Raw genomic sequence first — 21,426 nt, 5'->3', positions numbered from 1 at the left:
GATCTTTTGCGGCTCACTCGACCCAGCTGTAGAGCGGCGTATCGCCGCCGCTCGCCACTTTCACCTGTGAACTGTGGCGCAAGCGCACCAGCAAGCGTTTGCCCGCCGCTGCACTACCGGTCAGCCCTTCCAGCTGTTCAAGCAAATCCGGCCCGCTGAGTTGCCCGGCCTTGCGCAACAGATCTTTCGCCACCTGCCACAACGCCTCGTCCTGATTCAGCGGTTTGGCTGCTGGGGCAACCGCCATCTCCGGCTGAATCGGCGACTGCACATTCAGAGCCGAGCCGAGCTTCACCCAATCGCTGTCATCCAGCTCCACCGTCAAATCCACCGGCGTCGCGCCAACGGTTCCGCGTATCCGCAACATCTGCTTCGCTCCTGCACATTTCTGACCTGCATGCTCCCACGGGACTTGTGCAACGCCAAGCAGGCGGGCAAACTCTGCGAACTTTCGTTATAAGATTACATAACAAACTCTTCACTTTACTTTCCGGAGACCGCCATGCGTCGTCTGCTGCTCGCTTTGCCGTTTGCCCTGTTGCCGCTGGCCATCGCCCACGCTGCCGATGAGCACGATCATGACCATGAGCACGGCAGCCTCGGCGCCCATGAACACGGCGTCGGTCGTTTGAACGCCGCGCTCGACGGCCAGACCCTGGAACTGGAACTGGACAGCCCGGCGATGAATCTGGTGGGCTTCGAACACGCCGCCACCAGCGACACCGACAAAGCCAAAGTCGTGGCCGCGCGCACCAAACTGGAAAACCCGCTGGCGCTGTTCAGCCTGCCAGCCGCCGCCGGTTGCAAAGTGGCCAGCCAGGAACTGCAAAGCCCGCTGTTCGGCGACAAGCCGGATGCTGACGAGCATGACGATGACGACCACGACGAAGATGCCAAGGGCGCTGAAGCGCATCACCACGATCACAGCGAAATCCACGCCCACTACCAATTCACTTGCGCCACCCCAGGCGCCTTGAAGACCCTGGATCTGGCGAACATCTTCAATACCTTCCCGGCGACCCAGAAAATTCAGGTACAACTGATCGGCCCGAGCGGCCAGCAGGGTACCGAAGTGACCGCCAAGGCTGCCGCCCTGAAATTCTGATTGCCTGAAAAAATCCCCTGTAGGAGCTGCCGAAGGCTGCGATCTTTTGATTTTGCCTTTAAAAACAGGATCAAAAGATCGCAGCCTTCGGCAGCTCCTACACAGGCCCGTGATCAACCATGAAACTGGTGCCATGACCCAAGCACTCATCGAACTGTCCGACCTGGGCTTCAACTGGCCCGGTCACCCGCCGCTGCTGGACATCCCGGCGTTTCGCCTGGAACCGGGCGAAACCCTGTTCCTCAAAGGTCCCAGCGGCAGTGGCAAGACCACCCTGCTCGGCCTGCTCGGTGGCGTGCAGAAACCCGGGCGCGGCAGCATTCGCCTGCTCGGCCAGGAACTGACCGAACTGGGTGCCGGCGCCCGCGACCGCTTTCGTGTCGATCACACCGGCTACATCTTCCAGCAGTTCAACCTGCTGCCGTTTCTCTCGGTGCGCGAGAACGTCGAGTTGCCATGCCACTTTTCGAAGCTGCGTGCAGAGCGGGCGAAACAGCGGCACGGCAGCGTCGATCAAGCCGCCGCCACCCTGCTCGCCCACCTGGGCCTGAAGGACGAAAGCATCCTCGGTCGCCGCGCCGATTCGCTGTCGATCGGTCAGCAGCAACGGGTCGCCGCCGCGCGCGCCTTGATCGGTCAGCCGGAACTGGTGATCGCCGACGAACCGACCTCGGCGCTGGATTACGATGCCCGGGAAAACTTCATTCGCCTGCTGTTCGCCGAATGCCGCGAGGCCGGATCGAGCCTGTTGTTCGTCAGCCACGACCAGAGCCTCGCGCCGCTGTTCGACCGTCACCTGTCCCTGGCCGAGCTCAATCGCGCCGCCACGTCTGCCGAGGTCTGAGATGTATCTGTTTCGTCTGGCCATGGCCAGCCTGGCCAACCGCCGCTTTACCGCCCTGCTCACCGCGTTCGCGATTGCCCTGTCGGTGTGCCTGTTGCTCGCCGTCGAGCGCGTGCGCACCGAGGCCAAGGCCAGTTTCGCCAGCACCATCAGCGGCACCGACCTGATCGTCGGCGCCCGCTCCGGTTCGGTGAACCTGCTGCTCTACTCGGTGTTCCGCATCGGCAATGCCACCAACAATATTCGTTGGGACAGCTTCGAACACTTTGCCAGCAATCCGAAAGTGAAGTGGGCGATCCCGATGTCCCTCGGCGACTCCCATCGCGGCTACCGGGTGATGGGCACCACCGAAGCCTATTTCGAGCATTACCAATACGGTCGCCAGCAGCACCTGGAACTGGCTGATGGCCGGGCGTTTGCCAGCGATCCGTTCGAAGTGGTGCTCGGCGCCGAAGTCGCCGAAGCCCTGCATTACAAGCTCGGCGATCAACTGGTGCTGGCGCACGGCGTGGCGGCGATCAGTCTGGTCAAGCACGACGACAAACCGTTCACCGTGGTCGGCATTCTCAAGCGCACCGGCACCCCGGTGGATCGCACGCTGCACATCAGCCTCGGCGGTATGGAGGCGATTCACATCGACTGGCACAACGGTGTGCCGGCGCGTGGCAACGGGCGGATCACGGCGGATCAGGCACGCAACATGGACCTGACGCCGCAAGCGATCACCGCGTTCATGCTCGGCCTCAACAGCAAGATTTCCACTTTCGCCCTGCAACGCGAGATCAACGAATACCGAGGCGAGCCGATGCTGGCGATCCTGCCGGGCGTGGCGTTGCAGGAGTTGTGGAGCCTGATGAGTACCGCTGAAAAGGCGCTGTTCGTGGTATCGCTGTTCGTGGTGCTGACCGGGCTGATCGGCATGCTCACGGCGATTCTCACCAGCCTCAACGAGCGTCGCCGCGAGATGGCGATTCTGCGTTCGGTCGGTGCGCGGCCGTGGCACATCGCAAGCCTGCTGGTGCTGGAAGCTTTCGCGCTGGCGCTGACCGGAGTGATCGCAGGACTGGCCTTGCTGTACATCGGCATCGCCGCCGCGCAGGGTTATGTGCAGGCCAATTACGGTTTGTATCTGCCGTTGGCGTGGCCCAGCGAGTATGAATGGACGCTGCTCGGTGGCATTCTGGCGGCCGCGCTGCTGATGGGCAGCGTGCCGGCCTGGCGCGCGTATCGCCAATCATTGGCCGATGGCCTGTCGATCCGTTTATGAGGATGTTCACCATGCCCCGCGCCGTACTCGCGCTGCTGTTGCTGGTTGCCCTGCCCGTGTGGGCAGCGGCGCCGAAAGACCTGACCTGGTCGGAGATGATCCCGCCGGACGCCGCGCCGGAAGTGCCGAACATGACGCCGTTGCACGACATGTCGAAGATGAGCGATGCGCTATCCGCCGAATCGGCGCCCGCAGCGAAACAGGACATGCCCAACGCGCCGGTGGTGCAGAGCCTGGACGGGCAGAACATCCGCCTGCCGGGCTACATCGTGCCGCTGGAAGTCAACGAAGAAGGACGCACCACCGACTTTCTGCTGGTGCCGTACTTCGGCGCCTGCATCCACGTGCCGCCACCGCCGTCGAACCAGATCGTGCATGTGAAAAGCGAGCTGGGCGTGAAGCTCGACGAACTGTATCAACCGTACTGGGTCGAGGGACCGTTGCAGGTCAAGGCGTCCACCAGCGAACTGGCGGATGCCGGGTATCAGATGGCAGCGGACAAGATTTATGTGTATGAGCTGCCGGAGTAAATTCCGGCGGCTCTGTGTTGTTTTCAATGGCCCCATCGCTGGCAAGCCAGCTCCCACAGTGATCGAGTCGTTCACCCATTTTGTGATCACCAACGAAACCTGTGGGAGCTGGCTTGCCAGCGATGGGGCCGGCCAAGGTTCCACAAAAAACCATCCCTTCACTGTTTCATTGAGCTGAGTCAAAAGACCGTATCAGTTGGCTTCATACCATAGGACATCAGAAGCTTTTAACGTCCTTTTGGAGCCCCCATGAACAAGTCCTTGCTCAGCGCCTCGCTGTTTGCCCTCGCGCTCGCAGCCCCGCTCGCCCACGCCCACGAAGCCGGCGACATCATCGTTCGCGCCGGTGCGATCACCGTCAACCCGAAGGCCGACAGCTCAAGCGTCAAGGTCGATCAGGGTCCGTTGAGCGGCACCAACCTGGGCGGCAAGGCGACCATGAGCAGCGACACCCAACTGGGTCTGAACTTCGCCTACATGCTGACCAACAACATCGGGATCGAGTTGCTGGCGGCCTCGCCGTTCGAGCATGACGTAAAAATCAAAGGCACCGCGCTGCCAGCCGCCAACGGCAAACTCGGCACCCTGAAACACCTGCCGCCCACCCTCAGCGTCGTGTACTACCCGCTGGATGCGAAGTCGCCATTTCAGCCATACATCGGCGGCGGCATCAACTACACCTGGATCTACGACGAGCACGTCGGCAGCGAAGCCCAATCCAACGGCTTCGGCAACTTCAAGGCGAAAAACTCCTGGGGCCTGGCCTGGCAGGTCGGCGCCGACTACATGCTGACCGACAACATCATGCTCAACGCCCAGGTGCGCTACATCGACATCGACACCCGCGCGACTGTCGAGAACACCGCGGTGGCACCGGGCACCCGTGCCAAGGTGAATGTTGATGTCGATCCGTTTGTGTACATGGTGGGTCTGGGCTACAAGTTCTAAGCAACAGTCGAACATTCGCGTGGTGGTGAATGCGGGCTAATGTGGCGAGGGAGCTTGCTCCCGCTGGGCTGCGAAGCAGCCCTGAACAAGGCAAAAGCGGTGCTTCAGAAAAACCGCGTTGACTGAATTTGCGACTGCTGCGCAGTCGAGCGGGAGCAAGCTCCCTCGCCACAGGGATTGCACCGAGCGTCAAAGCGATACCCCGCCCACAAAAAAGGCGCCTGCAAAGGCGCCTTTTTTGTTTTTTCGATTTAGCGTCCCAGCAGCCGCGCCAGCCCCACGCGCATCGGCGTCGGCTCCGGCAGCTTGAAGCGTTGCAGCAAACGCGCGTTGTTCGCCCGCGAGTGACGGATGTCGCCGGAGCGCGCCGGGCCGTAGCTGATCGGAGGCAGCTCGCCGACCACGTCTTGCAGCGCCTGCAGCATCTGCTTGAGGTTCATCGCCTGATTCCAGCCGACGTTCATCGCACCCACTTCCACTTCAGGCTTGTCGATTGCCTGCACCAGCACATCGACCAGATCCTCGACATAGAGGAAATCACGCGTCTGCTCGCCATCGCCGAACACGGTGATCGGCAGGCCTTTCTGTGCCCGCTCGCTGAAAATACTGATGACTCCGGAGTACGGCGAGGACGGATCCTGGCGCGGGCCGAAGATGTTGAAGAAGCGGAAGATCACCGGTTCCAGGCCATGCTGGCGACGGTAGAAATCGAAGTAGTGCTCACCGGCCAGTTTGTCCGAGGCGTAAGGGGTCAGCGGGGCTTTTGGCGTGTCCTCGTCGATCGACTCGCCTTCGCCGTTGTTGCCGTACACCGCTGCGCTCGATGCGTAGAGCACGCGCTTGACCCCGGCCTGGCGCATGGCTTCGCAGACATTCAGGGTGCCGATGAAATTGCTCTGGTGCGTCTTCACCGGATCGTCCACCGACGCCTGCACCGAGGCCACCGCCGCCAGATGCGCTACCGCGCTGCAGCCCTGCATCGCCTGCGCAACCAGCGCGGCATCGGCGACGTCACCGACGATCAGTTCGACCTGCGGGTTATCCAGTGGCAGGTTGGCGCGTTTGCCGGTCGACAGATCATCGAGAATCCGCACCGAATGGCCGGTCGCAAGCAACGCATCCGTCAGGTGCGAGCCGATGAAACCGGCACCGCCGGTGATTAAAACAGGGCCTTCAGCCATGACGATAAAACCTATCCAGTAAAGCCGGGAGCGCGGCGCGCCAGGCGCGGGGCTTGATCCCGAAAGTGTGCAGAATTTTCTTGCAGGCGAGTACCGCGTGTTGCGGTTCTTCGGCGGCGTCCGGCCGCGCGGCATGGGCCTGAGCGGTCGGCGCTTCGATCGCCAGCGGATGCAGGCTGCGCGCCTCGGTCAGAATCGCCTGACCGAGCGCCAGCGGCGTGGTCGCTTCGTGGCCGGCGTAATGGTAAGTGCCCCACAGCGGCGCCGCGCAATCGAGTTGCTTGAGCACCGAAATGATCACCCGTGCCGCGTCATCCACCGGGGTCGGATTGCCCCGGCGGTCATCGGCCATGAGCAATTCGTCCGGCTGTTCGGCGCGGGCGAGGAAACGTCCGAGGGTACCTTCAGGGCTGTCATCGAGCAGCCAGCCGAAGCGCAGCAGCACGTGCTGCGGGCAAGTGGCGCGGACGCTTTGCTCGATGCGCCACAGCGCCTGACCGCGCAGGCCCAACGGCACCGGCTCGTCCTTTTCGCTGTAGGCGGTCGCCCGCGAACCGTCGAACACCCGATAGCTGGAAGGCTGCACGAGGATGATGTTGTGGTGCTGGCACAGCTCGGCCAGTCGCTCGATGGCGCGTTCCTGGCCGGCCAGACGGCTTTCGCTGACAGTCTCGGCCTGGAACCAGTCGAAATAGTAGGCGAGATTGATCAACGCATCCGGACGGGTGTCGTCGAGCAGTTGCGTCAGGCTCGCGGCATCCCAGCCGTCTTCGGGCGGGCGGGGGGCGAGGAAACCGATGTCTTCCTCTGCACCGAGGCGAATCAGCGCCTGCCCAAGGGCATTTCCGCCGCCCAGTAACATAAGGCGCATTCGCATAGAGTCAGCAGGCCCAGTCTGATTGGAACGATGGCTTTAGCGACGGTGCTGGTGACACCCGTCGTCGATAATTGCCGGAATCGTTGCATTTTGCGGGTTTAGTGCGCAACCGTCACCCGTAAAGTGCAGATCGCCGGGAATTGTGCCGAATCAACTGGCCCCATCGCTGGCAAGCCAGCTCCCACAGGGTTCAGAGTTGATTGCCAGACTTTTGAACAACAAAAATTACTGTGGGAGCTGGCTTGCCAGCGATGAGGCCCTGATGAACAGCGCAGATCCCGAGCGGTACTTGCATCTTGCCGCCCTCACCCGCATAACTTGAGCATGAATCTGCCCATCCCCAAGGACGCGGCCCTGGCGGGCTTTCACCCCGCCGTCAGCGCCTGGTTCAGCAACACCTTCCCGACGGTGACCGCCGCCCAGGCCCGCGCATGGCCGTTGATCCGCCAGCGCCGCTCGACACTGATCGCCGCGCCCACCGGCTCCGGTAAAACCCTCACCGCGTTTCTCGCGGTGCTCGACGACCTCGTCCACCGTGGCCTGGAAAATCCTGACGGCCTGCCGCACGAAACCCTGGTGGTCTACGTTTCGCCGCTCAAGGCGCTGTCCAACGACATCCGCATCAACCTGCAGAACCCGCTGGCGGGAATCACCGAGCAGTTGCGCCAGATGGGCCTGCCCGAACTGCAGATCACCACGGCGGTGCGCACCGGCGACACTCCACAGAAAGACCGCGTCGCCATGCGCAAAAGTGCGCCGCACATTCTGGTGACCACTCCGGAATCGCTGTACGTGCTGCTTGGCTCCGAGTCCGGACGCAAAATGCTCGGCAGTACACGCACGGTGATCATCGACGAGATTCACGCCATCGCTGCCGGCAAACGCGGCAGTCATCTGGCGCTGAGCCTCGAACGCCTGCAGGCGCTGTGTGCCGAACCCTTGACCCGCATCGGCTTGTCCGCCACGCAAAAGCCGATCGATGCCGTGGCACGGTTTCTGGTCGGCACTGATCGCCCCTGCGAAATCATCGATATCGGCCACGCCCGGCCACGGGATCTGGGCATTGAAGTGCCGCCGGTGCCGTTGTCGGCAGTGATGGCCAACGACGTCTGGGAACTGGTTTATGACCGGCTCGCCGAACTGGCCCGCGAACACCGCACCACGCTGATTTTCGTCAACACCCGGCGCCTGGCCGAACGCCTTAGCCGACACCTCAGCGAACGTCTGGGCAAACACGCGGTGGCCGCGCATCACGGCAGCCTGGCCAAAGAATTCCGCCTCGACGCCGAACAACGGCTCAAGCGTGGCGAACTGCAAGTGCTGATCGCCACCGCCTCACTGGAATTAGGCATCGATATCGGCGAAGTCGATCTGGTCTGCCAAATATCCTCGCCGCGCTCGATTGCCGGGTTTCTGCAAAGGGTCGGGCGCTCCGGGCACCAGGTCGGCGGCACGCCCAAGGGCCGCTTGTTCGCCACCACCCGCGACGACCTGATCGAATGCGCCGCCCTGCTCGACTGCGTGCGCCGTGGCGAACTCGACACCCTGCACATTCCCCAAGCGCCGCTGGATGTACTCGCGCAGCAGATCATCGCCGAAGTCAGTTGCCGGGAATGGGCGGAAGACGCGCTGCTGGCGCTGTTCCGCCAAGCCTCGCCGTATCGCGATCTCGACGAAAAACACTATCAGGCGCTGCTGACGATGCTCGCCGAAGGCTACAACGGTCGTCAGGGCATCCGCAGCGCTTACCTGCACCGCGACGCCGTCAGCCGCACCCTCCGTGGTCGCCGTGGCGCGCAACTGACCGCCGTGACCAGCGGAGGCACCATCCCCGACAACGCCGACTACAGCGTGCTGCTCGAACCGCAAAGCCTGAATATCGGCAGCGTCAACGAAGACTTTGCCGTGGAAAGTATCGCGGGCGACATTTTCCAGCTCGGCAACACCTCCTACCGCATCCTGCGGGTGGAAACCGGCAAGGTGCGGGTCGAGGACGCCCAGGGTCAGCCGCCGACCATTCCGTTCTGGCTCGGCGAAGCACCGGGGCGCAGCGATGAATTGTCTGCGGCGGTGGCGCGCCTGCAAGCGACCCTCGACGAACTGCTCGGCGCCAGCCCGGGCGACTTGCAACCGACGCTCGACTGGCTGACCGCAACCCTCGGCCTGAACCGCGCCAGCGCCGAACAACTGGTGGACTATCTCGCCCGCGCACGCCTGACCCTCGGCGCCCTGCCCTCACAGGACACGCTGCTGATGGAGCGGTTTTTCGATGAGTCCGGCGGCACCCAGTTGATCATCCATTCACCGTTCGGCAGCCGTATCAACCGCGCCTGGGGCCTCGCGTTGCGCAAGCGTTTCTGCCGCACCTTCAATTTCGAGTTGCAGGCTGCTGCCAGTGAGGACGCGATTGTCCTGTCGCTGTCCACCAGCCACAGTTTCGAACTGGACGACGTCTGGCGCTACCTGCACAGCAACAGCGCCGAGCACATCCTGATTCAGGCGATTCTCGACGCGCCGTTGTTCGGCGTGCGCTGGCGCTGGAATGCCGGGGTAGCGCTGGCGTTGCCGCGTTTTACCGGCGGGCGCAAAGTCGCGCCGCAGCTGCAGCGAATGAAAAGCGAAGACCTGATTGCCAGCGTGTTCCCTGATCAGATCGCCTGTCTGGAAAACCTCGCCGGCGAGCGCGAAGTCCCTGAACACCCGCTGGTGGAGCAAACCCTCGACGACTGCCTGCACGAAGCCATGGACAGCGACGGCTGGCTCAATCTGCTGCGGCGCATGGAGCGTGGCGAGGTGCGGTTGATCAGCCGCGATCTGCCGGCACCGTCACCGCTGGCGGCAGAAATTCTCAGCGCGCGGCCGTACAGCTTTCTCGACGATGCACCACTGGAAGAACGCCGCACCCAAGCGGTGATCAACCGCCGCTGGAGCGATCCGCAATCCACCGACGATCTCGGTGCGCTGGACCCCGACGCCATCAACGCGGTGCGCGAGGAAGCATGGCCGACGCCGGCCAATGTCGATGAAATGCACGAGGCACTGATGAGTCTGGCATGCGTCGACGAGGCTGAAGTTCAGGCCAACGGGAATTGGCGTGAATGGCTGGATACGTTGACCGAAAGTGGTCGAGCCTGTCGCCTGATGATCAATCCTCAACATTCGTTGTGGTTGGCACGTGAACGCCTGACGTGCCTGTTGGCGCTTTATCCACAGGCCACGCTGCAACCGCAGCAGCAGGCCTTGCCTGGTTTCAACGAACCTTGGACGTTCGAGGAAGCACTGGTCGAGGTGGTCCGCGCGCGGCTCGGCGCGTTCGGCCCGCTGCCGCTCCTGGCTATTGCCGAACCGCTGGCGCTGCCCGCTGCACAAGTCGCACAAACCCTCGCGCAACTGGAGCGTGAAGGCTATGTACTGCGCGGTCATTTCACTCCGGGTGTGGTCGTTGAAGAATGGTGCGAACGGCATCTGCTGGCGCGCATTCATCGCTACACCGTCAAGCGCTTGCGCCGGGAAATCGAGCCGGTGGCGTTGCAGGATTTCATGCGTTTTCTGTTCGACTGGCAGCACTTGTCCAGCGCTACGCGCGGTCAGGGCAGCGCGGTATTGCCGGCGATTGTCGGCCAGTTCGAAGGTTACCCGGCAGCGGCTTCGGCGTGGGACAGCGACATTCTCCCGGCACGCCTGAAAGACTATTCGCCGAGCTGGCTGGATGACCTGTGCCGCAACGGCAAACTGGTGTGGACGCGCCTCAGCGCCCGGCAGAAAGTCAGCGGCACGGCGTTGCGCAGTACGCCGATCGTGTTGCTGCCGCGCAGTCAGGTCGGGTTGTGGAGTGCGCTGGCCGAGCAGACGCCGGTCAGCGAACTGTCGCCAAAAACGCAAAAGGTTTATGAGGCGCTGAGTCAGCACGGCGCGCTGTTTTTCGATGAGTTGATCCACGAAGCGCACCTGTTGCGCACCGAGCTGGAGATCGCCTTGCAGGAACTGGTCGGCGCCGGCCTGGTGAACGCCGACAGCTTCGCCGGTTTGCGCGCCCTGATCACCCCGGCGAGCAAGCGCCAGCAACGCAGCAGTCGACGCGGGCGCGGGGCATTTGTCGGCGGCATGGACGATGCCGGGCGCTGGGCGTTGTTGCGGCGCGGGCCACAGGTGGAAAGCGGTCAGATGGCGTCACCCGAAACTCTCGAACATGTCGCCATGACGTTGCTGCGCCGCTATGGCGTAGTGTTCTGGCGCCTGCTGGAGCGCGAGGCGGATTGGCTGCCGAGCTGGCGCGAATTGCTGCGCACGTTTCATCGGCTGGAGGCCCGGGGCGAGATTCGCGGCGGGCGCTTTGTCAGTGGTCTGGCGGGGGAACAGTTTGCCTTGCCGGAGGCGATTCCGTTGCTGCGGGAGGTACGGCGGCGGGCGCATGACGGCAGTTTGATCGCGGTGTGCGGGGTGGATCCATTGAACCTGGCGGGGACATTGTTACCGGGAGCGAAGTTGCCGGCGTTGGTAAGTAATCGGCTGGTGTATCGGGATGGTTTGCCGGTGGCTGCCGAGATTGCCGGCAAGCAGGTGTTCTGGACCGAGCTGGATCAGATCACCATGGAACAGGTGCGCAGCAAGCTGATCCGGCATTGATGTCGACAGGTCTGGCCCTTTCGCGAGCAAGCTCGCTCCCACAGGGGATCTGCGTCGTTCACAAATCCAATGTGGGAGCGGGCTTGCCCGCGAAGAGGCCGGCAATCCCAGCACAAAATCCGGCAATCAAGTACTCGACTTCTGCGGCACCTCGCTCGCTACCAATTCCCCCTCGCCCTGCCGCTTGGGCAACAAAACCTGCTGTGGATAAGTCTGCGCGAAATGCACCTCGGCGCTGTTATCCACAAGCTTTTTCAAACGCTGGTTGAACGCCCGGCTCACTGCATATTGCCCACCCGATACGGTACGGAACTGCGCCGTCAGCACCACCCCGTTCAAGTCCATCCGGTCCACCCCGAACACATCCAGCGGCCCTTGCAGGTTGTACTTGAGGAACGGGTCTTCACGGATCGAATCGCCAGTCTCGCGGATCAGCTCGATGGCCTTGTCGACATCGGTGTCGTAAGTGAACTGCACCGAGAAAAACGCATAGGCAAACTGCCGTGATTGATTGGTCACAGCCTTGATCTGGCCGAACGGCACCGAGTGCACAAACCCCTTGCCGTCACGCAGGCGCAGGGTGCGGATGGTCAGGCCCTCGACGGTGCCGGCATGCCCGGAATCGAGCACCACCCAGTCGCCGATCGACAGGGTGTCTTCGATGATAATGAACAGCCCGGTGATCACGTCCTGCACCAGTTGCTGCGAACCGAAACCGATCGCCAGACCGACCACCCCGGCACCGGCCAACAGCGGCGCAACGTTGATGCCGAGGTTGGCCATGGTGGTGATCGCGCAGATCACCACCAGGATGATTTTGATCGCGTTGCGCAGCAGCGGCAGGATGGTTTTCACCCGGGTGCTGGGCTGGCGCGACGAGCGTTTGCTCACCGGTGGTTTCAACGCTTCCTGAATCGCCGTGTCGAGCACCACCCACAACAGCCAGGTGACGAGGAAGATCAGGCCGATGCTGCTCAACGCGTTGCTGATCGCCCGGCCGATCGTGCTGCTCTGGGCGAAATCGAGCAGTGAGACGCCCCAGATCCGCCCGAGAATATCGATGAAGGCAATCGCAATGACGATCCGCAGCAACGCGTGCAACAGGCTGAGAAAGCGCTCCTTGTAGGCGCTGCTGCGCTGGATCGCTTCGGCTTTTCGTGACTTGAACAGGTGCTGGAGGATGGTGCTGAGGAACACCGTGCCGATCAGCAGCACCGTGGTGAACAGCGCACAGCGCAGGGCCTTCTGATTGTCCTCACCGATGCCGATCAGATTGACCGCCGAAACCAGCACCATCAGCACGATCGGCCAGTACCAGAGCCCGGAGAAAATCCGCAGCGACTCCTGCAACGACGGCTGTTTCAGACGTTGCGCCAGCGGTCGGTTGCGAATCAGATGCGCCACTGGCCGACGCAGGCGAATCACCAGCAGACCGAAGATGATCGAGGCGATCAGCCCGGTGAACACCGCGACACTGCTGGTGATATTGCCGCCCAACTGACGGGCGATCTGTGGGCTGGTCAACGCATCACTGAGGGCGGCGAGAAAGCCGATCAGGAACAGCGGTTTCGGGCAGTAGTTGCGGATGATCCGCGCGGCCGGCCGTTTGTGCCCGACATTGAACATCACCACCACACACAACAGCATCGAGGTGGAGAAAATCCCGCTGCTGGTGGCGTAGGCAAAACACAGCGCCAGCGCCCGGCCGACCGAGGCTTGCAGAAAGTGGCTGACGTACAGCGTCAGCGGCAGGCAGATCAGCGCCGGCACGGTGTACGGCAGCAGGTAACCCGCCAGATCCTGACTGCGCTGGCGGGTGCGCAGCCAACGGCCCTGACTCAGCCGCCTGGCCAGCAGGCTGCCGAGCACCGTGAGCAGCGCGAAGGCGCCAAGCCACACGCCGGACAACATCAGGAAATCCCCGGCGACACTCCAGCCGGAGCGGTTCGACGGCTGGTTGACCAGTCTGTCGACTTCGTCCGCCGCACGGTCGGCACGCAGGCGCCAGGCGTCGACCAGATGTTCATTGAGATCGAGTTTGTCCTGCACGTCGTCGATGCTCGAACTGATTGCGCCGAGCAGACCGCCCTGGACGATGGGCTCGGGTTTGGCCGGCTCTTCAGCAGCGGCTGGAACGCCCGGCAGCGTGGCGGCTTCGAGTTGGTTGGCGCCGAGCAACAGCAGTGCTCCCAGCAGAATGGCGATCCTGAACTTGATCAAAACTCCGGTCTCCGTTGGCTGAACCTGTAAGGAACTGATCGGTAATTGTCTGGCAAGTTCAAGAGCACCCTCACCCCAGCCCTCTCCCCGAGGGAGAGGGAGCCGACCGAGTTGTGCTCTCGAGCTACATCGACCTGAAATATCCAGCCGAACTCAATATTGAGTGCAACCGAGATCAGCTCCCTTCCCCCTCGCCCCTTTGGGGGAGAGGGTTGGGGTGAGGGGGAGCGCTTTTGACCTTTGCGTCCAAGGCAAATATCAAATGCCCAACCCCGTATTTTTCCGCACAAGCCAAACCTCGACACTGCGCTCCATTCAAACCTCTACCGGAGTGCTGTCATGCCCATTGCCTTGCTCGCGCTGACCCTCAGCGCATTCGCCATCGGGACGACCGAGTTCGTCATCGTTGGCCTGTTGCCCACCATCGGCGCCGATCTCGGCGTCAGCCTGCCGTCCGCCGGGCTGCTGGTCAGCCTGTATGCGCTGGGCGTTGCCATTGGCGCGCCGGTGCTGACCGCCCTCACCGGCAAAGTCCCGCGCAAACTGTTGCTGCTGTCGCTGATGGTGCTGTTCACCCTCGGCAACCTGCTGGCGTGGCTGGCGCCGAGTTATGAATCGCTGGTGCTGGCGCGGATCGTCACCGGTCTGGCGCACGGGGTGTTCTTCTCCATCGGCTCGACCATCGCCACCAGCCTGGTGCCCAAGGAAAAGGCTGCCAGCGCAATTGCGATCATGTTCACCGGCCTCACCGTGGCCCTTGTGACCGGCGTGCCGCTGGGCACCTTCATTGGTCAGCATTTCGGCTGGCGAGAAACCTTCCTCGCCGTCTCGGCGCTGGGTGTGATCGCCTTCATCGGCAGCCTGCTGTATGTGCCGAACAACATCGCCCACAGCAAACCGGCGTCCTTGCTGCAGCAACTGCAAGTGCTGAAACAACCGCGTCTGCTGCTGGTGTACGCAATGACCGCGATCGGTTACGGCGGCTCGTTCATCGCCTTCACGTTCCTTGCGCCGATCCTGCAGGACATCTCCGGTTTCAGCGCCGGCACTGTCAGCCTGGTATTGCTGGTGTACGGCGTGTCGGTGGCGGTCGGCAACCTCTGGGGCGGCAAACTGGCGGACAAACGCGGGCCGATCAGTGCCTTGAAAATCATCTTTGCCCTGCTCGCCGCCGTGCTGTTCGTGCTGACCTTCACCGCCGCCAATCCATGGCTGGCGCTGGCCACGGTGCTGGTGTGGGGCGCGGTAGCGTTCGGCAACGTGCCGGGGCTGCAAGTGTATGTGGTGCGTCAGGCTGAACATCACACGCCGCACGCGGTAGACGTGGCATCGGGGCTGAACATTGCTGCGTTCAACCTCGGGATTGCCGGTGGTGCGTGGGGCGGCGGACTGATTGTCGAGCATCTGGGCCTGATTCACACGGCGTGGATCGGCGGGTTGGTGGTGTTGCTGGCGCTGGCACTCACAGCGTGGAGTGGGCGACTGGATCGCCTCGGTCCGACCTATGCCGAAAGCACTTCGCGAGTCGTCACCGGCCACTGATCCCACGATCCCCCTGTAGGAGCTGCCGAAGGCTGCGATCTTTTGATCTTTAAAAGCAACATCAAAAGATCGCAGCCTGCGGCAGCTCCTACAGGCTACCGTCCGTAACGCCACCGAAACTTTCCCGAACCGCCCACAGTCATCAACAGACACAGGCTGTACGAGGACTGACAACGGGAGGGCGGCATGGCAACGATTCATATCGGTATTTCTGGCTGGCGCTACGTTCCGTGGCGCGGGGATTTCTACCCGAAAGGACTGACGCAGAAGCACGAATTGCAGTTCGCTTCGCGGGCGGTCAACAGCATCGAAATCAATGGATCGTTCTATGCGCTGCAACGGCCCGAACGTTACGCCCAGTGGTACGCCGAAACGCCGGACGACTTCGTGTTCAGCGTCAAGGCACCGCGATTCATCACCCACGTCCGACGCTTGCGCGAGATCGAAAAACCGTTGGCGAACTTCTTCGCCTCCGGGGTGCTGGAACTCAAGGAAAAGCTCGGGCCGATCCTCTGGCAGTTTCCGCCGAACTTCAAATTCGACCCCGAGCGCTTCGAGCACTTTCTGTCACTGTTGCCCCACGACACCGAGGCCGCAGCCGCCCTCGCCCGCCAGCACGACTCACACTTGCACGGCCACGCCAGCCTCAAAGCCTGGCGCAAAAAACCGCTGCGCCATGCCGTGGAAGTGCGCAACGACAGCTTCATCGACCCCGACTTCGTGCGCTTGTTGAAACGCTACAACACCGCCCTGGTGATCGCCGACACCGCCGGCAAATGGCCGTACCGCGAAGACCTCACCAGCGACTTCGTTTACCTGCGTCTGCACGGCGCCGAAGAGCTGTACGCCAGCGGCTACACCGAGTCGGCGCTCAAAAACTGGGCCGAACGCATCGACGCCTGGCATCACGGCCGACAGCCTGGCGATGCGCACCTGATCGCGCCGCGCCTCAAGCCGCGGGCGCGTAAATCCCGCGAAGTGTTCTGCTATTTCGACAACGACATCAAAGTCCGCGCACCCTACGACGCGCGCAGCTTGCTCCACCGATTCGAGCTGGATAAAACGCTCGCCACCACCCCCGGCGAACCGGCTGCCGAAGGGGTGCTGGCATGAGTATTCCAGAGCCGGTCGGGTTCACCGACGAGCAGACCAGCATCGAAGTGTCGGTGCGCCGTTTCACCGTGCTGACGGTCAACACCCACAAAGGTTTCACTGCGCTGAATCGACGTTTCATCCTCCCGGAGTTGCGCGAAGCGGTGCGCAGCGTGGCCGCCGACGTGGTGTTTTTGCAGGAAGTCCACGGCACCCACGAACACCATCCCAAGCGCTACAGCAACTGGCCGACGATGCCGCAATACGAGTTCCTCGCCGACAGCCTGTGGCCGCAGTTCGCCTATGGGCGCAACGCGGTGTACCCGGAGGGCGATCACGGCAATGCGCTGCTGTCGAAATTCCAGATCATCCGCCACGACAACCTCGACGTGTCGATCAGCGGCCACGAAAACCGTGGCTTGCTGCATTGCGTGCTGCGCCTGCCCGGGGATGGCGTCGAGGTGCATGCGATCTGCGTGCATCTGGGTCTGCGCGAAAGTCATCGCAATGCGCAATTGAATTTGCTCGGCGAGCGTCTGGCGGAGCTGCCGGTTGATGCGCCGGTGATCGTCGCCGGTGACTTCAACGACTGGCGCCAGCGCGCCGACGCGTTGCTTGAACCCTGCGGCCTGCGCGAGGTGTTCGCCGAGCATCACGGCAAACCGGCGCGCAGCTTTCCGGCGCGGCTGCCGACGCTGCGGCTCGATCGTATTTATGTACGCAACCTCAAGGCCAGCCAACCGAAAGTCCTGGCCAACCGGCCCTGGTCACACCTTTCCGACCACGTCCCGTTATCGGTGGAGATCGAACTATGAGCAGCGCACCGCTGGAGAAATCCGCCGTGGAACCGATCAGCATCAACCCGCCGGTGCGCGAGCCTGGGCATGTCGATGTCGAGTACGGCTGGCAGGGCAACAACCGCGTCGAGTTGCTGGAAAACGGCGAGGAATATTTCCCCCGGGTGTTCGACGCCATGCGTGCGGCGAAGAGTGAAATTCTGCTGGAGACTTTCATCGTTTTCGAAGACAAGGTCGGCGCAGAGTTGCAGCAGATCCTGATCGACGCCGCGCGGCGTGGCGTGCGCACCACTGTCAGCCTCGACGGTTTTGGTTGCGGCGAGTTGACCACCGGTTATCTCGCGGCACTGAGCGAAGCGGGCGTGCATCTGCAAATGTTTGACCCGGCGCCCAAGCACTTGGGCATTCGCACCAACTGGTTCCGCCGCTTGCACCGCAAGATCGTGGTGGTCGACGGACTGATCGCGTTCATTGGCGGGATCAACTTCTCCGGCGATCACCTGGCCGATTTCGGCCCCGAGGCGAAACAGGATTATGCGGTGCAGATTCAGGGGCCGGCGGTCGCTGACATCCATCACTTCGCCCTGTTGCAAAGCGGTCGGCCGGGCCGCGCACGGTTCTGGTGGCAACGGCGCCGCCAGCGCCGGGCAGACATGGCCTTCAGCGACCACGATGGGCAGGTACGCCTGGTGTTTCGTGATAACGATCAGCATCACACCGACATCGAAGACGTATATTTGCAGGCACTGCGCCGGGCCAAACGCCGAGTGGTGATCGCCAATGCCTACTTCTTCCCCGGTTATCGCCTGCTGCGCGAAATCCGCAATGCAGCGCGCCGTGGCGTTCAGGTGCGACTGATCCTGCAGGGCCAGCCGGACATGCTGGTAGCCAAACTGGCGGCGCGCATGACCTACGACTATCTGCTCAAGGCCGGGGTGCAAATTCACGAATATTGCCAGCGCCCGCTGCACGGCAAAGTCGCCCTGGTGGATGATGAATGGAGCACCGTTGGCTCGAGCAATCTCGACCCGCTGAGCCTGTCGCTGAACCTGGAAGCCAACGTGCTAATCCGCGACCGCGCGTTCAATCAGCACTTGTTCCAGCGCCTTGAAGACCTGAGCCAGAACCACTGCAAGGCGATGGACGCCAGCATGTCCCCGCGCGGGCGGATCTGGCACATGACCGTAGGGTTTCTGGTGTTTCACTTCCTGCGGCATTTCCCGTCGATGGCCGGCTGGTTGCCGGCGCACAAACCGCGGCTCAAGCCGTTTCGAGGTCGTACGTCATGAGCCATTCACACGCGCAATCGGCGCCAGCCGCGCACTCTCGATGGAGTCGCTGGAAACGCCCGCTGACCCTGCTGTTCTTCCTCGCGCTGATCGTGTTGCTGACGATGTTCGCCACCCGTATCGAATGGGCGGAAGTCCTGCAAACCCTGGCCGACTTCAAGGTGCGCACGCTGATCATTGCCGCCAGCCTGACCCTGCTGAGTTTTCTCACCTACGCCAGTTTCGACCTGATCGGCCGCACCTACATTCGTCAGGACCTTACCTGGAAACAGATCCTGCCGGTGGGGATCATCAGTTATGCGTTCAACCTCAATCTCAGCGCCTGGGTCGGCGGGATCGCCATGCGCTATCGGCTGTATTCGCGCCTGGGGGTGAGCAAAAGCAACATCGCCAAGATCCTCGGTCTGAGCCTGGCGACAAACTGGTTCGGCTACATGACGATTGCCGGCGTGGTGTTCAGCAGCGGCCTGGTGAGCATGCCGCCGGGCTGGAAAATCAGCAGCGCCGCGTTGCAAGGCATCGGCGTGCTGTTGCTGCTGTTGAGTGCCGGTTACCTCGCCGCGTGCCAGTTCTCGAAGCGCCGCGAGTGGTCGATTCGCGGGGTGGAAATCAACCTGCCATCCCTGCGCATGGCCGTCCTGCAATTGCTGCTCGGTGCGCTGAACTGGTCGCTGATGGCAGCGGTGATTTTCACGTTGCTGCCGGGCAAACTGGATTACCCGCTGGTGCTCGGCGTGCTGTTGATCAGTGCGATTGCCGGGGTCATCACGCATATCCCGGCGGGACTCGGCGTGCTGGAAGCGGTGTTTGTCGCGCTGCTGCAACACGAAGCTTCACGCGGGAGTCTGGTGGCCGGGTTGCTGGCGTATCGGGCGATTTATTTTCTGCTGCCGTTGTTGATTACGGTGGTGATGTATCTGTTGGTGGAGGCCAAGGCCAAAGCGTTGCGGATCGAGAAGAAACCCGGATGAGCCCGTTTTTGTGGCGAGGGAGCTTGCTCCCGCTCAGCTACGCAGCAGTCGTAATACCGGCGACCTCGTTCTCCTTCAGAATCGAAGGTGAAAGGTATCCTGGCCTCTTCGCAGCCCAACGGGAGCAAGCTCCCTCGCCACAGGGGGATGTGCTCAGCCGGACTGAATAATGCTCAAGCGCTCACCGACCACCATCTCGGTAATCCAGTCCACCAGAATCGAGGTGTAGGCCTGCTGCGAAACCGGTTCGCTCAAGGCATGGTCGGCGCCGTCGATAATCCGGTGGGTCAGCGAATGCGTCTGCTGACAAGCCGCGCGGTAACTCATGATCGTTGCGTGGGGCACGTAGTCGTCAGTTTCCGATTCCACCAGCAACACATCCCCGGTGAATTGCGAACAGGCGTGCAGCGCACGATTGTTGTCGGCACGGACCAACGTCGCTCGATAGTCACGCAGGTCAGCCTTGTCCAAATCACGCTTGGGCGTGTGCCATTGCTCGTCGCGATACAGCGCCGGCACCCTCAACGCCAGCCAGCGCACCGGACGCAACGAGGTGAGAATCGAAGCCAGGTAACCGCCATAACTGGTGCCAACCACCGCAATCGCCGAGGTATCGAGCGCCGGATGCGCCAGCAGGCGATCGTAGGCGGCGAGCAAGTCGCGCAGGTTGTCCTCGCGCGTGACCCGGGTCAGCGGAATGCCGGTACCACCGGTGTGGCCGCGCAAGTCGAAGGTCAGGCAGACACAACCCAGACCGGCGATGCCCTTGGCACGCTCAAGGTCGCGCTCCTGGCTGCCACCCCAACCATGCACAAACAATACGCCCGGGACTTTCGATTTGGGACTGAGAAACGTCCCGCTCATCTGTTCATCATCAATGTCGATCTGAATGCTTTCGCTTCTAGCCGTCATAGGATTTGACCGTTACGTATTTGAGAAGGAATTCGCTGTTCTCCGCCGGCCCGCGATAGATTTCGATGGCGTCGGCCGGCAGGGTCTGAACGTTGTAGGTCTCCACCGTCGACACACGGATCGCCGGCATATCTGGATCGTTGACGAAGCTTTGCAGCGCGGCCAGTTCAGCGCTGCTGGCACCGCCCATGCGCCAGGATTGTTCGAGCACCCCGCTACGGGGCTTGCCATTGCTGTCCAGGCCTTGGGCAATGTCGTAGTTGCGCCGCGAGGCGTAGAAATCTGGATAAGCCTCATCCGCCGCCCGGTCGAAAATCTGCGCCTGCTTGATGGCCAGTCGCACGTCATCCGGCAAATCCAGCGCCAGCAGATCTTCGTAGCCGCCCTGCACGACCAACAGATTCGAACCACCATAGACGTCTTCGCCATGGGCATCTCTGGTCAAGTATTGATCACCGCAGTAGCTCAGCACTTTGTCGCCGATGAATGACTGGCCAACGCTGTGGGTGAAGACCTTGCTCAAGTCCTGTTCGAGCACCACGCCATCGCGAAACAACGTTTTCGCGTCTGCACGGGCCAGTACTTCATCGAACCTGTCGAGGCTGTTGATAACTTCCTGGCCACGACCAGCGCAAGCGTGAATCGGCTTCAGGCGGATCGGTCCGCTGTACAGCAGATGCTCGGCAGCGGGTCGCGCGTCTTCCACGGCAAACACCGTCAAGCCGTTGAGCACCACATCACGCACACGCTCGGAGAATTGCGGCGCCCAGCCTTGTGGCGCGTGAGCCAGATGACTGCGCAAGCCGTGGCTGATGGCTTTGGTGCAAATGAAATCGTGTTCGACGTACCCGCCCCATAAGTCGCCCGGGCCTTTGATCCCCAGATTGCGCGCGCTGGCCGGGCCAACAATGGTCTGGGTCGGCAGCCAATACAAATCGCGACCGCGATGCTTCTGCGGGTCAAAACTTCCGCCGAAGTTGAGTCCGAGAATCTGCGCCAGCCAGCGGGCAAGTGCCTTGTTGGTCTGCACTTCATGTTGCGGCGCCCCGGCCCGAACCGAATGGGCGACGACCACTTTCCTGCTCGACATCGGGGTCATACGTCCCCCTTCAAGCCAATTGATGAATGTAATGAGAGAAGTGCAGAGATCAGGCCAATCGCCTGGCGCCGGGAATGCCAAAATGAATCAATCGCTTGGAACAAGCATAGTGGCATCAGGCCTGTT

General features: G+C 62.1%; 17 protein-coding genes. 11 read left to right on the top strand and 6 right to left on the bottom strand.

The window, feature by feature from the left end:
- Positions 1-13: 13 nt before the first annotated feature.
- Positions 14-367, bottom strand: coding sequence for a hypothetical protein (locus ACU680_RS20735; RefSeq protein WP_448180392.1), 354 nt, complete (start codon positions 365-367; stop codon positions 14-16).
- Positions 368-502: 135 nt separating this feature from the next.
- Here ACU680_RS20735 and ACU680_RS20730 point away from each other — a divergent pair, with 135 nt between their 5' ends.
- The 5 genes from ACU680_RS20730 (at position 503) to ACU680_RS20710 (ending at position 4,694) form a co-directional block, all read left to right on the top strand.
- Complete coding sequence (locus ACU680_RS20730; RefSeq protein WP_448180391.1) at positions 503-1,105, top strand: DUF2796 domain-containing protein; 603 nt, start codon at positions 503-505, stop codon at positions 1,103-1,105.
- A 133-nt stretch (positions 1,106-1,238) separates the two neighbouring features.
- Positions 1,239-1,949, top strand: coding sequence for an ABC transporter ATP-binding protein (locus tag ACU680_RS20725; RefSeq protein WP_007966120.1), 711 nt, complete (start codon positions 1,239-1,241; stop codon positions 1,947-1,949).
- A 1-nt stretch (position 1,950) separates the two neighbouring features.
- Complete coding sequence (locus ACU680_RS20720; RefSeq protein WP_400762682.1) at positions 1,951-3,216, top strand: ABC transporter permease; 1,266 nt, start codon at positions 1,951-1,953, stop codon at positions 3,214-3,216.
- Positions 3,217-3,227: 11 nt separating this feature from the next.
- Positions 3,228-3,746 carry a DUF3299 domain-containing protein gene (locus ACU680_RS20715; protein WP_003228673.1) on the top strand — a complete coding sequence of 173 codons (519 nt, stop codon included), beginning with the start codon at positions 3,228-3,230 and terminating at the stop codon, positions 3,744-3,746.
- A gap of 249 nt (positions 3,747-3,995) precedes the next feature.
- Positions 3,996-4,694: an OmpW/AlkL family protein gene (locus ACU680_RS20710; protein ID WP_448180390.1), complete on the top strand. Its 699-nt coding sequence runs from the start codon at positions 3,996-3,998 to the stop codon at positions 4,692-4,694.
- 251 nt (positions 4,695-4,945) lie between these two features.
- Here the strand turns inward: ACU680_RS20710 and ACU680_RS20705 are convergent, their stop codons facing one another.
- Positions 4,946-5,875, bottom strand: a complete 930-nt coding sequence (locus ACU680_RS20705; protein WP_367085890.1) for an NAD-dependent epimerase/dehydratase family protein — start codon at positions 5,873-5,875, stop codon at positions 4,946-4,948.
- Positions 5,868-6,752: a sugar nucleotide-binding protein gene (locus tag ACU680_RS20700; protein WP_041074483.1), complete on the bottom strand. Its 885-nt coding sequence runs from the start codon at positions 6,750-6,752 to the stop codon at positions 5,868-5,870. The genes ACU680_RS20705 and ACU680_RS20700 overlap by 8 nt, the downstream gene beginning before the upstream one ends.
- Before the next feature lie 324 nt (positions 6,753-7,076).
- Between ACU680_RS20700 and ACU680_RS20695 the strand changes: the two genes are divergently transcribed.
- Positions 7,077-11,378 (top strand): DEAD/DEAH box helicase, encoded by a 4,302-nt coding sequence (locus tag ACU680_RS20695; protein WP_448180389.1) that lies wholly within the window; start codon positions 7,077-7,079, stop codon positions 11,376-11,378.
- Positions 11,379-11,504: 126 nt separating this feature from the next.
- Here ACU680_RS20695 and ACU680_RS20690 read toward each other — a convergent pair whose 3' ends face one another.
- Positions 11,505-13,598 carry a mechanosensitive ion channel domain-containing protein gene (locus ACU680_RS20690; protein ID WP_448180388.1) on the bottom strand — a complete coding sequence of 698 codons (2,094 nt, stop codon included), beginning with the start codon at positions 13,596-13,598 and terminating at the stop codon, positions 11,505-11,507.
- Positions 13,599-13,937: 339 nt separating this feature from the next.
- Between ACU680_RS20690 and ACU680_RS20685 the strand changes: the two genes are divergently transcribed.
- The 5 genes from ACU680_RS20685 to ACU680_RS20665 all read left to right on the top strand — a co-directional run bounded on the left by ACU680_RS20685 (position 13,938) and on the right by ACU680_RS20665 (position 19,289).
- Positions 13,938-15,140 (top strand): MFS transporter, encoded by a 1,203-nt coding sequence (locus ACU680_RS20685; protein ID WP_448180387.1) that lies wholly within the window; start codon positions 13,938-13,940, stop codon positions 15,138-15,140.
- 186 nt (positions 15,141-15,326) lie between these two features.
- The gene (locus tag ACU680_RS20680; protein WP_448180386.1) at positions 15,327-16,253 is read left to right on the top strand and encodes a DUF72 domain-containing protein; all 927 of its coding nucleotides are present in this window, start codon (positions 15,327-15,329) and stop codon (positions 16,251-16,253) included.
- Positions 16,250-17,047: an endonuclease/exonuclease/phosphatase family protein gene (locus ACU680_RS20675; protein WP_448180385.1), complete on the top strand. Its 798-nt coding sequence runs from the start codon at positions 16,250-16,252 to the stop codon at positions 17,045-17,047. The genes ACU680_RS20680 and ACU680_RS20675 overlap by 4 nt, the downstream gene beginning before the upstream one ends.
- Positions 17,044-18,318 carry a cardiolipin synthase ClsB gene (gene clsB, locus ACU680_RS20670; protein ID WP_448180384.1) on the top strand — a complete coding sequence of 425 codons (1,275 nt, stop codon included), beginning with the start codon at positions 17,044-17,046 and terminating at the stop codon, positions 18,316-18,318. Before ACU680_RS20675 ends, clsB begins: the two co-directional genes overlap by 4 nt.
- Positions 18,315-19,289, top strand: a complete 975-nt coding sequence (locus ACU680_RS20665) for a lysylphosphatidylglycerol synthase domain-containing protein (RefSeq protein WP_367085899.1) — start codon at positions 18,315-18,317, stop codon at positions 19,287-19,289. Before clsB ends, ACU680_RS20665 begins: the two co-directional genes overlap by 4 nt.
- Positions 19,290-19,442: 153 nt before the next feature.
- Here ACU680_RS20665 and ACU680_RS20660 read toward each other — a convergent pair whose 3' ends face one another.
- A complete protein-coding gene (locus tag ACU680_RS20660) occupies positions 19,443-20,201 on the bottom strand; it encodes an alpha/beta hydrolase family protein (RefSeq protein WP_367085900.1) in 759 nt (252 codons plus the stop codon).
- Positions 20,191-21,300 carry a DUF3182 family protein gene (locus ACU680_RS20655; protein ID WP_448180383.1) on the bottom strand — a complete coding sequence of 370 codons (1,110 nt, stop codon included), beginning with the start codon at positions 21,298-21,300 and terminating at the stop codon, positions 20,191-20,193. Before ACU680_RS20655 ends, ACU680_RS20660 begins: the two co-directional genes overlap by 11 nt.
- Between the last annotated feature and the right edge of the window lie 126 nt (positions 21,301-21,426).

It is taken from the genome of Pseudomonas sp. LF020 (genome assembly GCF_053456425.1).
Note: the sequence above shows the minus strand (reverse complement) of the source record. Positions and strands in the feature narration are given on the sequence as shown.